Genomic DNA, 16,600 nt, shown 5'->3' on the forward strand with positions numbered 1-16,600 from the left:
CCAAGTGACCCATCCGCGTAGGGAGTCCATGAGGATGACAGCAACCGAGGGACGGCACGATCTGTTGATCGGCGGCGAACGGGTCACCCCGTCGTCGGGCGAGTACCTCACGACGGTCGACCCCGCGACCGAGGAACCGCTCGCGGACGTGGCCGTCGCCGACGCATCCGACGTCGACCGGGCGGTCGCCGCCGCGCGCGAGGCGGCGTCGGCGTGGCGCGACGTCGACCCGGCCGAACGCGGTCGGGTGGTCCACCGGGTCGCCGACCGCATCCGCGAGGCGATCGACGACCTCGCGGCCCTCGAGAGTCGAGACCAGGGCAAGCCGCTCTCGCAGGCGCGGTCGGACATGTCGAGCGCGGCGCGGTACTTCGAGTACTACGCCGGTGCGGCCGACAAACTGGAGGGGAAGTCGGTCCCGGTCGGCACCGACCAGGTCGACTTCACGCTCCGCGAGCCGTACGGCGTGTCCGCACAGATCATCCCGTGGAACTTCCCCGGTAACATCCTCGCCAGGGGGGTCGCCCCGGCGCTCGTCGCCGGGAACGCGGTCGTGGTCAAGCCCGCGCCGACGACGCCGCTGTCGGCGTACCGGCTGGCGGAGCTCTGTCTGGAGGCGGGCGTGCCGGACGCGGCGATCAACGTCGTCTCGGGGGCCGGTGAGACGGGTGCCGCGCTGACGCGTCACGAGGGCGTCGACACCATCACCTTCACCGGCAGCGTCGCGACCGGCCAGCGGGTGATGGAGGCGGCCGCGACGTCGGTCACGCCGGTGACGCTGGAACTCGGCGGCAAGAACCCGGCCGTCGTCTACCCGGATGCGGACGTGACCGACGTGGCCGACTGGGTCGAGACGGGCATCTTCACCAACGCGGGACAGGTGTGTTCGGCCGTCGACCGGGTCGTGGTGCACGAACGCATCCACGACCGGTTCGTCGACGAGATCGCCGCCCGGGCCGAGGCGCTCACGCTCGGGCCCGGGACCGACGACCCCGACGTGGGGCCGTTGAACAGCGCCGAACACCTCGAACGGGTCCGCGACTACGTCGCGACCGGCGAGCGCGAGGGGGCGACGCTGGTGACGGGCGGGCGGTCGCCCGACCGCGAGGGCTGGTTCTTCGAACCGACCGTGTTCGACGACGTCGATCGCGGGATGACGATCGCACAGGAGGAGATCTTCGGCCCGGTCCTCGCCGTGATCCCGTACGCCGACGCCGACGACCCGATCGAGATCGCCAACGACGTCGCGTACGGCCTGGTCGCCGGCGTCTTCACGAACGACGTGCGCCGTGCCCTCCGCGCGGCCCAGCGGCTCGAAGCCGGGAACGTCTACGTGAACAAGTGGTTCGGCGACACGCACCAGACGCCGTTCGGCGGGTACAAACAGTCCGGAATCGGCCGCGAGAAGGGGCTCGAAGCGCTCGACTCGTACCTCCAGACGAAGAACGTCGCGATCGACCTCGGCGGGGCGGGCGGCGACCTCCCCGGGGCGTAACTCGTCCGGAGGACGCTGCACTTTTTACAGGACGTACCGGTTGGAGAGTATGACCTTCGAAGGGACGGTGACGGTCGTCACCGGCGCAGGGTCCGGCATGGGACGAGCGACGGCGGAACTGTTCGCCGAGCAGGGGGCGCAGGTCGCCGTCGTCGACCTCGACGAGGCCGCGGCCGAGGAGACGGTCGAGCGGATCGAGGCCGCGGGCGGCGACGCGCTCGCGCTCGAGGCGGACGTCTCCTCGGCGGCCGACGTGCGGGCGATGGTCGACCGCACCGTCGACGCGTTCGGCCGGCTCGACGTCCTCCACAACAACGCCGGGATCCCGCAGGAGTCGACCCCCGTCGAGGACGTCGCCGAGCAGACGTGGGATCGGATCCAGGCGGTCAACCTCAAGAGCGCGTTCCTCGGCGCGAAACACGCCGTTCCCGTCATGCGCGAGCAGGGCAGCGGCGTGATCCTGAACACCGCCTCGACGGCCGGGATCCGGCCGCGGACGGGGCTGTCGGCGTACTGCGCGTCGAAGGGCGGGCTGATCACGCTCACGAAGCAGTTGGCACACGAACTCGCCGACGACGGCATCCGGGTCAACGCCGTCTGCCCGGTCGCGACCGACACCGACATGCTCCCCCAGTTCGCCGGCGAGAACCTCACCCTCGACGACATCGCGGCGACGATCCCGCTCGGTCGACTCGCCGACCCCGTCGACGTCGCTCACGCCGCGGTGTTCCTCGCGTCGGACGAGGCGTCGATGATCACGGGGACGGCACTCGAAGTCGACGGCGGCCGGGACATCTGAGGGGGCGGGGCCGTGCGGCCGCCGCGCGCCGCCGAAATAGCATGATTTTTTATACCACCAGTTAGCGAGTGAAAGACATGGATAGACGAAGGTTCCTCCTCCGGGCCGGCAGTGTGGGAGTCGTGGCGGCGACAGCAGGGTGTAGTGGTGGGACCGGCGGCGGCGGCACCGAACAGGAAGGCGACGGGGGCGACGGGGGCGACGGGGACGACGGCACCGCGACGGCTGCTGACACCGCGGCCGACACGGCGACCAGCGGGGGCGAGACGGTAAAAATCGGCGTGTTGCTCCCCTTCTCGGGCGACTACAACTGGGTCGGGGCGAACGTGATGCCCGTCGCGGAGATGATCCGCGACGAGATCAACGAGGCCGGCGGTATCGGCGGCCGACAGGTCGAGTTAGTGCAGGGCGACACCGAGGGGTCGCCCGACGCGTCGCTGTCGGCGGCCCAGCGACTCATCGAAGTCGAGGGCGTCACGAGCATCGTCGGTCCGACGAGCATCACGATGTCGGCCGTCTTCGACCAGTTCGGCGACAACGAGGTGCCGGTCGTCACCCCGACCGCCGGGACGACGTCGCTCGACGAGCGCGGCGGCGAGTACGTCTTCCGGACGGTCGCTTCGGACTCGCTCGGCGGCCGAGCCATCGCCCAGGCCGCCCGCGATGAGCAGTACAACGGGACCCAGAGCTACGACACGGTCACGATGATGGTCGGCAACGAGGAGGTGTTCCAGTCGTTCAAACAGCCGGTCCGCTCGTCGTTCGAGGAGTTCGGCGGCAGCGTCGCCGACGTCATCGACTTCCGCACGGGGAAGGCGTCGTACAACTCCGAGGTGCAGTCGATGCTCTCGTCGGACCCGTCGCTGACGATCCTGATCGGGTCGAAAGAGGACAGCATCAAGATCATGGAGGCGGCGTTCCAGGCCGGCTACGAGGGGAACTGGTTCGCCACCCAGGACCAGACGACCGAGGCATTCCTCGAAGAGAGCGACAACCGCGTCACGAACGGGATGCTCGGCATCCAGGCGGCGGCGTACCAGGAGGCGACGGCGGCCGGCCGGCTCGAAGCCTTCTCCGAGCGCGTCACGGAGTACACGGGCGAGGGACCGAAGCAGTTCGCCCAGAACACGTTCGACGCGATGAACGTCGTTGGGCTGGCGATGAAACAACTCGCGGCCGACGGCGAAGACGTCACCGGTGCGAACGTCGCAGCGAACATCCGGCCCGTCGCGAACGCGCCCGAGCAGGAAGTGACCGGCTACACCGAAGGCGCGTCGGCGATCGACGACGGGGCCGACGTGAACTACCAGGGGCTCGTCGGTCCGATCGAGTTCGACGACATGGGCGACATCGTCGCCCCGTTCTCGGTTCTCACCGCCCAAGAGGGACAGTGGGTCCAGGCCGCCAGACTCCCCCCGGAAGCGCTGCAGTAACTCACCCTCTACGATGTCGGTACTCTCACAGTTCCTACAAGCCGTGGTGTTCGGTCTCGTCGAGGGGAGCGTGATCGCCGTCGGTGCGGTCGGGCTGACCCTGTCGTACGGCGTCACGCGCTTCATCAACTTCGCGTACGGCGAGTTCCTGAGCTACGGTGCCTTCCTCGCGCTGTTCGTCTCCGGAGCCGGGCTGGGGCTGTCGCTCCCGCTTCCCCTCGCGGCCGTGGTCGCGGTCGTCGGCGTCGGGGTGCTCGGTGTCGGCGTTTCCCGACTGTTCTTCACCCCGATCTCCGACCGTGGCGCGCTCCCGCTCCTGATCACCTCGATCGGTGTCTCGTTCGTCCTCCGGTACGTCCTGATCGCCGCGGTCGGGGCCGACGCCAGACAGCTCCCGGTCCCGCTGGTCCGGCCCATCACGGTTGCCGGCGTCGGGGCGACGCCGCTCCAGCTGGCGGTGGTCGCCATCGCCGTCGTCACGATGGTCGGCTTTCACCTCCTCCTCCAGCGGACGCTGCTCGGCAAGATGATGCGCGCGACCAGCGGGAACCGCGCCCTCGCGACGGTCGCCGGCATCGACACCGAACGGATCGTCCGGCGGACGTGGTTCATCTCCGCGGCCGCCGGCGGGCTCGCGGGCATCCTCTACGGCGCGCTGTTCGCGCCCTTCCGTCCGACGTTCGGGTTCGGCTACCTGATCGTCGTCTTCGCCGCGACGCTGCTCGGCGGCATCGGCCGGCCGTACGGCGCGATGCTCGGCGCGCTGCTCATCGGCCTCGTCATCAGTCTGGGGTCGACGTATCTGTCGGCGAGCTACGACCAGGCGTACGCCTTCCTCGTGCTCGTCGGGGTGTTGCTCCTCCGGCCGCAGGGGATCCGCGGGGGGGAGTTCTGATGGCGCTTCTGACCGGCTGGGCGTCGTTCGCCGTGACCGTCGCCACCCTCGCGTGCATCTGGGGGCTGCTCACGCTCGGGCTGAACCTCCACTACGGCTACACCGGGCTGTTGAACTTCGGTCACGTCGCCTTCTTCGCCGTCGGCGCGTACACCGCGGCGATCGTGACGATGCCGCCGCCGGGCGACGCCGTCAACGCGAACTACCTCGTCGGACTGAACCTGCCTATGCCGCTCGGGTTCCCGGTGAGTCTGCTGGCGGCGGCGACGGTCGGCGGACTGCTCGCCTTGCTCGTCGGTCTGACGAGCGTCAGGCTCGGCACCCACTACCTCGCGATCGCCACGTTCGCGCTGGCCGGGATCTTCGAGGACGTGCTGGTCAACGAGGAGTGGCTCACGAACGGTACGTTCGGCATGAACAGTGTTCCGCGGCCCGGCCGGGCGGCGCTCGGCGGCGACGTCTGGCAACTCGCGTATCTCGCGTTCGCCGTCTTCTGTCTCCTCGCCGTGTACGCTTTGCTCGAACGCCTCGTCCAGGCACCGTTCGGCCGCCTGCTGCGCGGGATCCGCGAGAGCGAGGTGGCCGCCCGAACCCTCGGGAAGGACGTCACGCTGGTGAAACTGAAGTCGTTCGCCATCGGCGGTGCGATCGCCGGCTTCGCGGGCGGGCTCTACGCCCACTACATCGGGAGCGTCGTCACCGCGCAGTTCGTCGCGGGCGTCACGTTCACCGTCTGGGCGGCGATGCTCCTCGGCGGTGCCGCCTCCTCGGTCGGGGCCGTCGCCGGTGCGTTCGTCCTCGTGTCGTTCCGGGAGTCGACGCGGTTCATCACGGCCGTCTACGACTGGCTCCTCACCGTGCTCCCCTCGGCCGCGCAAGCGGGGCTCGTGGCGGCGGTCGAACCGCTCCCCGACCACCCGTCGTTCGTCCCGAGCGTCCGCTTCATCATCGTGGGGCTGCTGTTCGTGCTCCTCATCCGGTATCGACCCGAAGGGATCTTCGGCGACCCCAACGAGATCGCCTCGATGGGCGAGGAGGGTGACTGACCGTGTCCGACGCCTCCGACACCTCCGATTCGCAGCCGGCTACGTCCTCGGATGACGCCGCCGACCACCCCGACGAGCCACACGACGATGTCGGCTCCGACGGCGGGGCCGAGGGGCCGCCCCTGCTGGCCGTCGAGGATGTCGTCAAGCGGTTCGGCGGCCTCGTCGCGATCGACGGCGCGCGGTTCGACGTCGAGGAGGGATCGATCACCGGGCTCATCGGGCCGAACGGGGCGGGCAAGTCGACGCTGTTCAACTGCATCACCGGCATCCACACGCCCGATAGCGGGTCGATCCGGCTCCACGGCGAGGCGATCCACGGGCGGACGCCGGACGAGATCGCCACCCGCGGCGTCGGGCGGACGTTCCAGACGCCGCGAATCTTCGGCGGAATGACCGTCCGCGAGAACATGGCGTTCGCCGCACGCGACCAGAGCGGCGAGAGCGCGCTCGGTGCCCTCGCCCGCCCGCGGACAGTCGCGCGCGAGGAGGCCGCGGTTCAGTCGACGGTCGACGAGACGCTTTCGTTCCTCGATCTCGACCACCTCGCCGACGACTTCGCCTCGGGGCTCTCCGGCGGCCAGCGCAAACTCCTCGGCCTCGGCCGCGTGCTGATGATGGACCCCGAGATCATCCTGCTGGACGAACCGGTCGCGGGCGTCAACCCGTCGCTCGCGGACGAACTGGTCGACCGACTGCACGACCTCAACGACCGGGGACGCACCATCCTCCTCATCGAACACGATATGGACCTCGTGATGAACCACTGTGACCGCGTCGTCGTACTTCACAACGGAGAGACGCTGGCGGCCGGCGATCCGGACATCGTTCAGTCCGACGAGCGCGTCGTCGAGGCCTACCTCGGGGGGTACGACCAGTGAGCGACATCGAGACGCTCCGGACGTTCGACGACTCCCTCCTGTCCGCCCGCAACCTCGCAACCGGCTACGGCGAGCTACAGGTGCTGTTCGACGTCACCGTCGACGTTCGGGCCGACGAAGTCGTCCTCGTGTTCGGGCCGAACGGGGCGGGCAAGTCGACGCTCATGCGGGCGCTGATCGGCCAACTCCCGGTGTGGGACGGCAGCGTCGCGGTGCGAGGCCACGATGTCTCCGAGGTTCCCGCCGACGAGATGGTCTCGAACGGCGTCGGCTACGTCCCCCAGACCGAGAACGTCTTCCCGAACCTCACCGTGTCGGAGAACCTCGACATCGGCGCGATCCACGCCGCCGACCCGGCCAGCCGCCGCCGCGAGATCTTCGACCTCTTCCCCCGCCTCGACGAGCGACGCAGCCAGCTGGCGTCGACACTCTCCGGCGGGGAACGACAGATGCTCGCGATGGCCCGGGCGCTGATGCCGAACCCCGACGTGCTGCTCATCGACGAGCCCTCGGCGGGGTTGGCCCCGCAACTCGTCGAACGGACGTTCGAACACGTCGCGGCGGTCCGACAGACCGGCACGGCCGTGCTGATGGTCGAACAGAACGTCACCGCCGCGCTCGAAGTGACCGACCGCGGCTACGTGCTCGACACCGGCGAGAACCGGTTCGAGGGAGACGCGGACGAGATCCGCGACTCCGACCGCGTGCGCGACCTCTACTTGGGACGGGCCGCACCCGACGGAGGGTAAGGGCGTCCGACACGACGTCGCACCGGGTCCTCGACGGTCGACGACCACACAGGGCCCGATCGACACTCTCAACGAACATGACCCGGGCTGAGATACACCACGTCAACGTCGGTCAGGGGGACAGCACGCTCATCGTCACGCCGTCCGAGGAGACGGTCCTCGTCGACACGGGGGAGAACCCGTACCAGCGTCGACCCGGCGAGGACCCGAACGAGATCGACATCGAAACCACGGCGGACATCGATCGGCTGTTCGGGAGTCACGACTCGTTCATGCCCGGCGAGTATCTCGAGTCGCTCGATCACCGGTCAGCGTCTGGGTCGCCCATCCGGATCGATCACGTGGTGCTGACGCACCCACACGAGGATCACCAGTACTACGCTCCGGACGTCGTCGAACAGTTCGAGGTCGGTACGGTGCACGTCTCACCCGTGGTCAGGGAGCACCCGGACGTCTCGGGTGATCTCGCGGTCGAGATGGACGAACACGGGGTCCGGCTGAATCCCGTGGAGGCGGGTGATTCGATTCCGGTCTCCGGTGTCGACGTCGACGTGATCGCTCCCGAATCGAACCCTGCAGGGTTGGACGCCGACCTCTCCGCGCCCACGGGATCGGTCGAGCGCGTCGACAGCAGCTCGCTCAACCGGTACAGCCTCGTCTTGAACGTCTCACACGGGCACAACGACGTCGTCTTACCGGGCGACGCTCCCGCCTCGCAGCTCCGGACGGCGTACGACGAACACGGCGTCCACCCCGACGTGGTACTCGGAAGCCACCATCTGGCACGCAACGGAAACCTGCTCGGTGGGGACCTCGTACACCCGACGGACGACCTCCAGTTCGTCGTCGCCTCGCACGGTACCAATCCGTACGGACACCCCCACGACGAGGTGCTGACCGAGCTCCATGCACAGGGGGTCCCGACCGTCTCCACGCGAGTGAACGGCTGCGTTCGCTACCGCAGCGACGGGCGCGATGTCGAGGTGTGGGTCGAGCGACGCACAGGACTCGATCCTCGACGGCTCCTCGGCGACTCGCCCTCGACGGACGCGTATCCCAAACCCGGGAGTCCCGAATGGCGAGGCCCAACGTGGAAACGCATCTGCTTGTAGATTTGACCGAACCTGGGTGATGGGTCCGTCCGAGGAGGACACCACCAGGATCGACGTCGCCGACACCGACTACTGGGCGAGGAGACGACAAGCGACAGTACGCGGAGGGATCGAAGAGGCCGACGCGACCGACGCCACCGGGATCGGGTGGAGTCGTCCGCCGTGAGGACGCGCCACGGTGTTCGTGTTCTTCGACCTCCGGGTGCTTGTGGTGGCTCGCCCGCCTCATCAGACACGATCGGGGGTCGTCGGAGTCGAAGTCGTGCCTTCGACCCGGACCGGACGCTAGTAATCACCGAGCACGCCCAGTCGTCTCGCCCGGCGCGTCGCGTACTGGAACACGACGTAGCCGAGCGCCACGTAGCCGACGGCCACTATGACGAGGACCGCGAGATCCACGACCGGGAACTCCCAGAGCCGGGTCCCGTCGATCATCGCGCGCTGAAGGAGCGCGCTGCCCTGTGCCAGCGGCAAGAACCGCGTCCAGCCGAGGTCGAACGCCGGCGCGGAGATGAGGACGATGAAGCCGAACTGCAGGAGGTTGAGCCAGTTGCCGACGCGCTTGTAGAGGATGGTGATCCCGCCCGCCGCGAGTCCGAGCCCGAGCACGGAGACGATGGCGAGCGTCGCGACCGGCACGACCGTCACCAGGTTGAGCTGGAGCGCCGTCCCGGTCATGAGCAGCATCGCCGCGAGGATGAGCGTCGAAGTGATGAAGGTGCGGACCACCTTCGCGACGCCCTTGAGCGCCATCACCGGGGCGAAGCCGAACGGCGTCATGAGGTGGCGTTCGAGCGTCCCCCACTGGACCTCGCTGCCGATGTCGTTCGAGATGGCGCTGTACGCACCCACAGAAAGCGTCCAGAGGAAGTAGCCGACGATGATCCCCTCGATGGAGTCCGTCAGCGCCTGCCCGGCGACCATCCGGCCGCCGTAAAACAGCAGTCCGAAGAAGAACAGCGAGATGACGATGCCGCCGATCGCGTTCGCGGGGTAGCGGACGAAGATGAGGTACTCCCGATACAACACCGCGCGGGCGAGCAGCAGGTAGCCCGCGCGACGTGGCTCGGACTCTCGTTCGGTCTCCATTGCGCCCAGTCGGCTCACCGCAGATCACCGCCGGTCAGTTCGACGAACACCCGTTCGAGGTCGTGCGACACCGTGTTGACGGCGTCGATCGTCACGTCATGCGCCTCCAGGTAGTCGACGAGCGCGTAGAAGCCGTCGCTGTCGGCCGTCACCTCGACGCGGGTCGTCCCGTCGAGATGAGAGACGTCCGTGACGTCGAAACGGGCTTCGAGCCCCGTGAGTACCCGGTCGAGATCCGGGCTCGTGATCCGGTAGCCCTGCGTCCCGGAGCCTCGCAACAGGCTGGCGACGGTGTCGTCGGCGATCACGCGCCCGTCGTTCATGATGACGACGCGGTCGCAGACGTCCTCGATGACGTCCATGTCGTGGCTGCTGAGCACGACGGTGAGGTCGCGTTCGTCGACGATCCGCCGGAGTTCCCGGCGGAGGGTGAGCGAACTCTCGACGTCGAGGCCGAGCGTCGGCTCGTCGAGAAAGACGATGTCGGACTCGGTGGCGAGGACGCTCGCCAGCGACACCTTCTGTTTCATCCCCCGCGAGAGTTTCCGGACGGGCTCGTCCGCCTTCTCCGTGAGGTCCAGTTGTTCGAGGAGCCGGTCGTGACGGTCGGCGACGGAGTCGGGGTCGACGCCGCTGATCGTCGCGAAGTAGCGGAGGTTCTCGCGGACGGTCAGCCGCCAGTAGTCGTTGCGGGCCCCTTCGAGCATCGCGTCGACGTGAGCGTACGCCTGTCTGGGCTGTGCCGAGACGTCGATGCCGTCGATGTGGACCGTTCCCTCGTCCGGCAACACCATCCCCAGGATACACTTGATGAGCGTGGTCTTGCCGGCGCCGTTGGGGCCCAGCAGTCCCACGACCGACCCCGACTCGATGGTGAGCGAGACGTCATCGACGGCCGTGACCGCGCCCGGGCCGCTGCCGAACCGCTTGACGACGCCGTCGATGGCGATCGCGACCGAAGCCGTGGAGTCACCACCGGGACGCGCCGCGTGGCCGGCCGTCTCCCGTGTTCGCTGGCGCGCCTCGTGACTCCCCGATGTGGTCATTATCCGAGTCAGGGGCCTGAGGAGTATAAACTACAGCACGGCGTGCGTCTCCGTGATCGAGCAGATGACCGAGCCCTTGCCGCGTGGACTCGAATCCCCCCCCGGTGAAGTCGCTTCGATCCGGCCGACGGTGCGTTTCAGGCGCCGATCTCTTCAGCCTCTTCGATCTTCGCAGTTGCCACCGAGCGGAGTTCGTTCAGCGTCGGAACGAGTGTGGTGTCCTCTCCGGTGCTGTCGATCAGGTCAGACAGCCCGCGTCTGGCCGATCGCAGACGTTTCTCGGCTTCCGTCGCCTGCTCGATGGCGCGCTTGACGTTCCGGTTCTCGCCGTCGACCTCGCTCTTCGCATAGCCGAGCCATTTGACCCCCTCGGCGAACTCCCCCAGTGCGTCGTCGAGGTCCGTGTAGACCCCGATGTCGCCCTCGAACTGCGCGACCTTCTGCTGGTGTTCGGACACCGAGATGGGAGGGATGACCGACGCCTCTTCGGCGGTCGACCCGAGAACGTCCTGGTATCGACTGTCAGCCCGTCCGCGAGCCGTCTCGAAGTTCGCGATCGCGTCGTTTGCCGCTCTCGCTTCCACCTGTTCGAAGGCGTCGCGTGCGCTGATCAGATACTCGTAAGCTGTTATCACTTCAGTCTGCGTGCGAATCGTGTTGCGGAGGAACTCCCAGCATCCGCGCATCCGGTCCGCGGTGGTCTGTTGTGTTCGATTGCCCGCCGCGTTCGACGCTTCGATGTACTCCTCCTGAGCCCTGGCGAGGACCAACTGGAAGTCGCGGGTCGAGTTCAGGAACTCGGTACTCGACGCGGTCACGTCGGTGAGTTCCGATCCGTATCCGTCGGTGAACGTGTCGACGACGTTGGTGAGTGCTCGCTCGGCCTCCGCCAACTGCTGTGAGCCGCGGACCTCGAACTCCGTCGGTGTCTCGGTCTCCTCCGGAGTGGGTTCGGGGGGCTCTTCGGTCGGTGTCTCGGTGTCCTGTGGAGTGGCTGTCGGCGTGCTACTCGTGGTTGGCGTTCGCGTCGGGGTCGCCGCTGGAGAGGGCGGTGGCGACCGTGTCGCACTCGTGGGCTGTGCGTTGTTCGTATCGGCTATTGACGTGCTCGCGTTGCAGCCTGCGAGCAAACCTATCAAGTAAACAAATTGCCTCCGATCCATACACAGTATACTGTCAATTGATTAATAACTGTGTGTTACGATGATCGTTGACTGTTCACACATCGTGATGGTCAGACGAGACTTAGTGTTCCAACGCACCTTTTTCGTTCCAGTCCCGACGACGACGGGCTACCTGACTGTTGAGCAGCGGATTCTGGGAGGTGGAGAGGTGCTCAGAACGGAGCAGACGATGTGGGTTTCGTTTGCTCTCTGAGTCAGTCGAACATAATCCACGCGCAACTGGATCGTCGCTCTCGATTCCTGTGATCGGTACTACTCCGATCGGGGGTCGTATTTGAGAAATGATATATCATCGACTAAGATCGCTTGTGATTTTCTTATCCTACGATAGGTGAGCCTAGAGTGAACTCTGTGGTTTAAATATCATTTTTGAAATTTTGAACGGACCTGCTAAGTACGTCTGTTCGAACAGTCTGATATAATGATTCGTGGGGCGCACGTCCCCTTCCACGATGAGACGTTTCTGCGTCTCGAGAAGGAGACGCGATGAGCGACTCGACCACTGCCTCCTCATCGCAGGGTCGCGACTCGAACGCTGGCATGGGGGGGCACGAGCCACATAGTGTGTTCTGCTCGGCCACGTCGGGTGAAGCTGCGACGATCGTCTCCCTGCCGGCGGTCCTCCTGCTGATCCATTTCTTTGTTCAGCCCGTCGTCGACGCGTGGCCCCGGCTGGGATATGTTCGGTTCGCGGCCGCGAGAACGGCTCCTGCCCGTCGAATCGCGCCCGAACCGTTCGTCGAGCACGCGTGGTGGTGGCACGAACTCACCCGCCTCACCCACGCGCTGATTCACGATCCCTCGGGGTACCACACGCACGTCGTCGGCAACGCGGCGCTTATCATCATTGCGGCCTGGGCACTCCTGCGATTACTCACCGCCCTCGGACTGCGCCGGTGGTTCGTCTTCCTGTACTGGGAAATCGCCGTCGTCGCGCCGATCGTCGGCTCGTTCTCGTTCGACCTCTTCGGCCAGACGGCCCACGGCTACGGCGCGTCGACGGTCGGCTACGCGTTTCTCGGGCTCGTCTTGGTGACCGGCCTCTTCGTCCTCGGCGACTACGCTCGACAGTGGGTCGGCCAGCGGGCGAGATCAGGGCGTCAGCTTCGATCAGACGGTGGCTCCTCCTTGCATCCTAGCGCCGTGCTCTGCCTTTTGATCGCTGTCGGCGGCGTCGTCCTGTCAGATCTGTTTGCGGCCGCTCCCGCGACTGCCGTTCACCAAGCCGGTGTCGGCTTCGGTGTGCTCGTCGGAGTCGTGTTCATGTCGATTCGAGGCGGGTCGGTACTCCACGACTGGCTTCCTGTGGGACGGCGCTGATCGACCGCAACTGGTCGGACGAGCGACCGGGTCTGACTACGCGCACTCGGGCCTCGGCGCGGTGGCTCATTCGAGGACGGTTCGGACCTCTTGGAGATCGCTACAGGGTGACGAGAGACGGTTTCCCGTCAGTTCGAGCCAGCGGACCTCTAACAGGGAGGATCGGTAGTGGCACGTCTCGGGCGTTTCCTGCTGCCAGTAGTAGTACCTGACGTCGTGTGCGTCGTCGGGAACGTTGTCGAACTGAAGCGCGCGGTCGTTCGTTCGGAGCTCCTCCATCGGAGCCGGTGCCGGTGTATCCGCCGCCGGAAACATCAGTCCGAGCGTCCCGAACGAGAGAATGTTCACCAAGACGGTCACGACAACCGCGCTCGTCAGTACGACACGCCGACGTGAGGTGAGCGTCGATGCCGCCAGTCCGAGTCCGATCGCGACGAACGCTAACACCGGAATCAGGTCGGTGTAGCCCCCGACGTCGAAGTCGACGAACAGGATCGCCAGTTCGAACCAGAGCACTCCCACGATCACCCATCAATCTTCGAACGGCAGACCGTCTTTAACTCGACTCAAAAGGCCGTACAGTCCGACCGGGACGAGCACCGAAGCCCATCTGAATCCGTACGCCGGACGAACGGCGAAGCCGGGAAGCAGAAACATCGAGAGACCAGCGACGACGCTCGGGAACGCGTCGTTGGTCAGGTGGTGTGTGAGGAGGCCAACGAGGAGGACGATAGCCACGACGGCGAGCATCATCAGGACGACGTTGAACAACTGATACAGGTACATATCATCACCAGCGAGATACGACAGTACAGCCGTGGGCTCGAATGAGAGCGGGAGCTTCGGTTCCCAGGCATCGATGTAGAGTGTTCCACCGTTCGCCAGGTACCACCCGATATGCTGATAGATGCCCGCGTCGGGTTCCATCGGAGGTCGGTCGTGCTCGGCGATCAGCCGCTACACTTCGAACAGTTCGATCAACAGTGCTGTGATTACAAGCACGACGACCACTACTCCGCGATTGGACGAGTCCCGTCGGCCGCGTAGCAACTGTGGAACAGAAGCCCGCTGGAACTGGTCGTACACGTTCGTGGGAGAGCGCGATGGAATAATATTCGAGAGGAGTTCGATCACCGATCCGATCGTAGATATTACTTCAGAGGTTTGCTATCGGAATATCGACACTATTGCCGCTCAGCAAAAATCAAAACAATCGATCGAAGAACAGGACACAGCTAGACTCCCTGATACACTGACTCCGGGTAAGAGAACTCACACTAATATTGATAACAATTCTAAGACAGACCAAGCGGTCGGGTCACGTTTCGTTTTTGTCACAAGATCGCCCCGACACGAGCCCGACGAGGCGACCGGAACCACTGGCGAGGGTCCCTCCCAACTTTATCAACGTGAGTTTCGGGGTGCGGCGTACAAATCCTCTCGGATTAACGAACGTTTTTAACGTATAGTACCACTGTTTACTCGGTCGAACCCCTCTTTTACACCAGTAGTACGGTGTCTGTTTCTCTAGTTTGTACTGCTTCTTCCAGTATCCGCGGACGGAGTCCGCGTACGGGTGGTATACCACGATTTCCGGGTCATAATATATCTGGTGCTCTTCGATGACCCGGTCGGCTAACTCCTTCTCTTCGTGTCCCCACCCCATGTTTTCGTCCCACCCACCCACTGCTTCGAGCACTTCCTTCCGGAGCGCCATATTACATCCCCAGAACCGAGTGACGTATCGCGAGCTGTCTCCGAAGTCGTAATGAGTCGCCAACTCTCTCGCGAATACGTCGTCGCGTGGATGAATCGTCCGCCCGGCGAGCGCCACTTCGGTTTCGAGTGCCTCCGAGACACGACTCAGATAGTCTTCACGTGGTCGAGAGTCATCATCCAAGAAGACGATCTTGTCCGACTGCGCCGCCCGTACGCCCTCGTTTCGGGCCTTCGTGACCGGGTACTCGTCCTGAATCAGGACTTCGTAATCCTCGAACTCACCCCGTTTGAGACATTCCACGACCTCTATTTCGTCCGGGTGTTTTAATGTTGGAACAACTACACTAATGTCCATTTGTGTCTGTATACTAACCGTAATGGGAACAATCGAGATAAATGCACCTCAACACGGCACGGGTTTGCCAGTTCGGACCCCGCGCAAACGTTTCACTCATCGGCCTCACCACGAGAGCGTCCCTCTCGATCTTTGAGTTGAGTGTGGGGTCATCGATCAAGGAGTAGTTTACTTATCGGGTCACGGGGAGTTCACCGGCATCGACCAACTCCTCCAGCGGGTTCGAGTCGATCTCAAGCGGCAGAGAGACCCGCCCACGACGACGGGCAGACTCCCACGCCGCGAAAATGAGTTCCGTCGCTTGAAGCGCGTTCGCGGCCGATAGTTCGGATTCTCTGTCCTCGTCTAGAGACCTGACAACCTCTTCGATCGCTCGGTCGATGAACGTCGGGTTGCCGGACGGCAATCGGTCAGGGGACACGAGCGGGATCCGATCACCGACGAACTGGACGGCGGCGACGAACCGGGTCGTCGTCGGCCCGTGGACCGTATCGCCTTCCGTGTCGACTGTCAACCAGCCGTCGGTCGACGTTGACCTGAACCGAAGTGGAGGCCCTTCCCGATGACCGATCTCGATGACTCCCTCGCTCCCGATCAGTCGCATCTGACTTTGAAGAAGGCTTCCTGTACCGGTCGACGCCAAGCCTTTCACGCCGTTTCGATACTCCCACTGGACGAGCGCTTGGTTCTCGTTGTGCATCCCGAACTGGACGTTCTTCGTGGAGTAGTCGATCTGGCCGAGCACCCACTCGATCGGTTCCTGATCAGTAAAGTACCCACAGAGGTCGAACAGATGTGACCCGTAGTCGTAGAGGTTGTCACCTCCGACCTCGATGCGGCGTAGCTCTCCGATTTCCTCGCGCGCGAGGAGTGCCTTCGCCTTTCTGAACGGATGGCCGAAGCGTCGCTGGTGATTGAACGTGAGTTGGACGTCGTGCACTTCGCAGGCGCGCACCATCTCCCGGCACTCCCCCCACGTGCTGGCCATCGGTTTTTCGCAGTGGATCGCGTTTACCACGCCGCTCTCAGCACAGCCGATGACGATCTCTGCGTGGATCGCGGGTGGGACGCAGACGCTGACGACGTCCGGTTCGGCCTCTTCGAGCATCCGCTCGTAGGCCTCGTACACCCGGTCGTCGGGGATGTCGTACTCCTCGGCAAACCGTCGAGCGTTATCGATGACGATGTCCGCGCAAGCGTGGAGCTGACAGGACTCGAGACGGTCGTACGCGTCCGCATGACGGTACGCCATCGCGTACCCGTCCGTGTCCGGACTATCCGGATCGGCACCGGTCCCGACAATCGCCACTCTGTGGGTCATTCATTGGAGAACAACTAACGAGTTGCACAAAAGTGATACTGTTTCGACCAGTGAATCTCCTCGGAAACGAATCCGAGGCGATCGTCTTGCCTCCCAGAAGATGGTGGAGCAACGGCTGAGTCGCTTCGCTCCTCCCTTCTCGGCTGAGAGCCGGTG

The 16,600-nt window shown here is 65.0% G+C and carries 17 protein-coding genes; 10 read left to right on the plus strand and 7 right to left on the minus strand.

The features are described 5' to 3' along the window. Positions 1-34 precede the first annotated feature (34 nt). The 9 genes from NKJ07_RS00310 to NKJ07_RS00350 all read left to right on the plus strand — a co-directional run bounded on the left by NKJ07_RS00310 (position 35) and on the right by NKJ07_RS00350 (position 8,576). Positions 35-1,495, plus strand: a complete 1,461-nt coding sequence (locus NKJ07_RS00310; RefSeq protein ID WP_318568622.1) for an aldehyde dehydrogenase family protein — start codon at positions 35-37, stop codon at positions 1,493-1,495. A gap of 49 nt (positions 1,496-1,544) precedes the next feature. Continuing rightward, on the plus strand, positions 1,545-2,294 hold the full coding sequence (locus tag NKJ07_RS00315; RefSeq protein WP_318568623.1) for an SDR family oxidoreductase: 750 nt from the start codon (positions 1,545-1,547) through the stop codon (positions 2,292-2,294). Between the two features lie 77 nt (positions 2,295-2,371). Then, a complete protein-coding gene (locus tag NKJ07_RS00320; protein WP_318568624.1) occupies positions 2,372-3,727 on the plus strand; it encodes an ABC transporter substrate-binding protein in 1,356 nt (451 codons plus the stop codon). Positions 3,728-3,740: 13 nt separating this feature from the next. Continuing rightward, a complete protein-coding gene (locus tag NKJ07_RS00325; protein WP_318568625.1) occupies positions 3,741-4,622 on the plus strand; it encodes a branched-chain amino acid ABC transporter permease in 882 nt (293 codons plus the stop codon). Beyond that, positions 4,622-5,668: a branched-chain amino acid ABC transporter permease gene (locus tag NKJ07_RS00330; protein ID WP_318568626.1), complete on the plus strand. Its 1,047-nt coding sequence runs from the start codon at positions 4,622-4,624 to the stop codon at positions 5,666-5,668. The genes NKJ07_RS00325 and NKJ07_RS00330 overlap by 1 nt, the downstream gene beginning before the upstream one ends. A 2-nt stretch (positions 5,669-5,670) precedes the next feature. Next, positions 5,671-6,549: an ABC transporter ATP-binding protein gene (locus tag NKJ07_RS00335; protein ID WP_318568627.1), complete on the plus strand. Its 879-nt coding sequence runs from the start codon at positions 5,671-5,673 to the stop codon at positions 6,547-6,549. Continuing rightward, a complete protein-coding gene (locus tag NKJ07_RS00340; protein ID WP_318568628.1) occupies positions 6,546-7,298 on the plus strand; it encodes an ABC transporter ATP-binding protein in 753 nt (250 codons plus the stop codon). Before NKJ07_RS00335 ends, NKJ07_RS00340 begins: the two co-directional genes overlap by 4 nt. A 77-nt stretch (positions 7,299-7,375) precedes the next feature. After that, the gene (locus NKJ07_RS00345) at positions 7,376-8,410 is read left to right on the plus strand and encodes a ComEC/Rec2 family competence protein (protein WP_318568629.1); all 1,035 of its coding nucleotides are present in this window, start codon (positions 7,376-7,378) and stop codon (positions 8,408-8,410) included. A 19-nt stretch (positions 8,411-8,429) separates the two neighbouring features. Continuing rightward, positions 8,430-8,576, plus strand: coding sequence for a hypothetical protein (locus NKJ07_RS00350; RefSeq protein WP_318568630.1), 147 nt, complete (start codon positions 8,430-8,432; stop codon positions 8,574-8,576). 119 nt (positions 8,577-8,695) lie between these two features. On the opposite strand, the gene NKJ07_RS00355 is transcribed toward NKJ07_RS00350, so the two are convergent. The 3 genes from NKJ07_RS00355 to NKJ07_RS00365 form a co-directional block, all read right to left on the minus strand. Next, positions 8,696-9,499: an ABC transporter permease gene (locus tag NKJ07_RS00355; protein ID WP_318568631.1), complete on the minus strand. Its 804-nt coding sequence runs from the start codon at positions 9,497-9,499 to the stop codon at positions 8,696-8,698. A gap of 14 nt (positions 9,500-9,513) precedes the next feature. Then, positions 9,514-10,545, minus strand: a complete 1,032-nt coding sequence (locus NKJ07_RS00360) for an ABC transporter ATP-binding protein (protein WP_318568632.1) — start codon at positions 10,543-10,545, stop codon at positions 9,514-9,516. 137 nt (positions 10,546-10,682) lie between these two features. After that, positions 10,683-11,708 (minus strand): hypothetical protein, encoded by a 1,026-nt coding sequence (locus NKJ07_RS00365; RefSeq protein ID WP_318568633.1) that lies wholly within the window; start codon positions 11,706-11,708, stop codon positions 10,683-10,685. A 507-nt stretch (positions 11,709-12,215) separates the two neighbouring features. Here NKJ07_RS00365 and NKJ07_RS00370 point away from each other — a divergent pair. Continuing rightward, entirely contained in the window at positions 12,216-13,049 is an 834-nt protein-coding gene (locus NKJ07_RS00370) for a hypothetical protein (RefSeq protein ID WP_318568634.1), read from the plus strand. A gap of 66 nt (positions 13,050-13,115) precedes the next feature. Here NKJ07_RS00370 and NKJ07_RS00375 read toward each other — a convergent pair whose 3' ends face one another. The 4 genes from NKJ07_RS00375 to NKJ07_RS00390 form a co-directional block, all read right to left on the minus strand. Then, a complete protein-coding gene (locus NKJ07_RS00375; protein WP_318568635.1) occupies positions 13,116-13,571 on the minus strand; it encodes a hypothetical protein in 456 nt (151 codons plus the stop codon). Between the two features lie 9 nt (positions 13,572-13,580). Next, entirely contained in the window at positions 13,581-13,976 is a 396-nt protein-coding gene (locus NKJ07_RS00380) for a DolP-mannose mannosyltransferase (RefSeq protein WP_318568636.1), read from the minus strand. 391 nt (positions 13,977-14,367) lie between these two features. Continuing rightward, positions 14,368-15,123, minus strand: coding sequence for a glycosyltransferase family 2 protein (locus NKJ07_RS00385; protein WP_318568637.1), 756 nt, complete (start codon positions 15,121-15,123; stop codon positions 14,368-14,370). A gap of 172 nt (positions 15,124-15,295) precedes the next feature. Continuing rightward, positions 15,296-16,444 carry a Gfo/Idh/MocA family protein gene (locus NKJ07_RS00390; RefSeq protein ID WP_318568638.1) on the minus strand — a complete coding sequence of 383 codons (1,149 nt, stop codon included), beginning with the start codon at positions 16,442-16,444 and terminating at the stop codon, positions 15,296-15,298. Positions 16,445-16,600 lie beyond the last annotated feature (156 nt).

It is taken from the genome of Salinigranum marinum (assembly GCF_024228675.1).
Lineage (GTDB): Archaea > Halobacteriota > Halobacteria > Halobacteriales > Haloferacaceae > Salinigranum > Salinigranum marinum.

Excerpts from the sequence above, each read along its gene's own strand:
- NKJ07_RS00310 (WP_318568622.1), top strand. The coding sequence starts at position 35 with ATGACAGCAACCGAGGGACGGCACGATCTGTTGATCGGCGGCGAACGG.
- NKJ07_RS00315 (WP_318568623.1), top strand. The coding sequence starts at position 1,545 with ATGACCTTCGAAGGGACGGTGACGGTCGTCACCGGCGCAGGGTCCGGC.
- NKJ07_RS00320 (WP_318568624.1), top strand. The coding sequence starts at position 2,372 with ATGGATAGACGAAGGTTCCTCCTCCGGGCCGGCAGTGTGGGAGTCGTG.
- NKJ07_RS00325 (WP_318568625.1), top strand. The coding sequence starts at position 3,741 with ATGTCGGTACTCTCACAGTTCCTACAAGCCGTGGTGTTCGGTCTCGTC.
- NKJ07_RS00330 (WP_318568626.1), top strand. The coding sequence starts at position 4,622 with ATGGCGCTTCTGACCGGCTGGGCGTCGTTCGCCGTGACCGTCGCCACC.
- NKJ07_RS00345 (WP_318568629.1), top strand. The coding sequence starts at position 7,376 with ATGACCCGGGCTGAGATACACCACGTCAACGTCGGTCAGGGGGACAGC.
- NKJ07_RS00350 (WP_318568630.1), top strand. The coding sequence starts at position 8,430 with ATGGGTCCGTCCGAGGAGGACACCACCAGGATCGACGTCGCCGACACC.
- NKJ07_RS00355 (WP_318568631.1), bottom strand. The coding sequence starts at position 9,499 with ATGGAGACCGAACGAGAGTCCGAGCCACGTCGCGCGGGCTACCTGCTG.
- NKJ07_RS00360 (WP_318568632.1), bottom strand. The coding sequence starts at position 10,545 with ATGACCACATCGGGGAGTCACGAGGCGCGCCAGCGAACACGGGAGACG.
- NKJ07_RS00365 (WP_318568633.1), bottom strand. The coding sequence starts at position 11,708 with ATGGATCGGAGGCAATTTGTTTACTTGATAGGTTTGCTCGCAGGCTGC.
- NKJ07_RS00370 (WP_318568634.1), top strand. The coding sequence starts at position 12,216 with ATGAGCGACTCGACCACTGCCTCCTCATCGCAGGGTCGCGACTCGAAC.
- NKJ07_RS00380 (WP_318568636.1), bottom strand. The coding sequence starts at position 13,976 with ATGGAACCCGACGCGGGCATCTATCAGCATATCGGGTGGTACCTGGCG.
- NKJ07_RS00385 (WP_318568637.1), bottom strand. The coding sequence starts at position 15,123 with ATGGACATTAGTGTAGTTGTTCCAACATTAAAACACCCGGACGAAATA.
- NKJ07_RS00390 (WP_318568638.1), bottom strand. The coding sequence starts at position 16,444 with ATGACCCACAGAGTGGCGATTGTCGGGACCGGTGCCGATCCGGATAGT.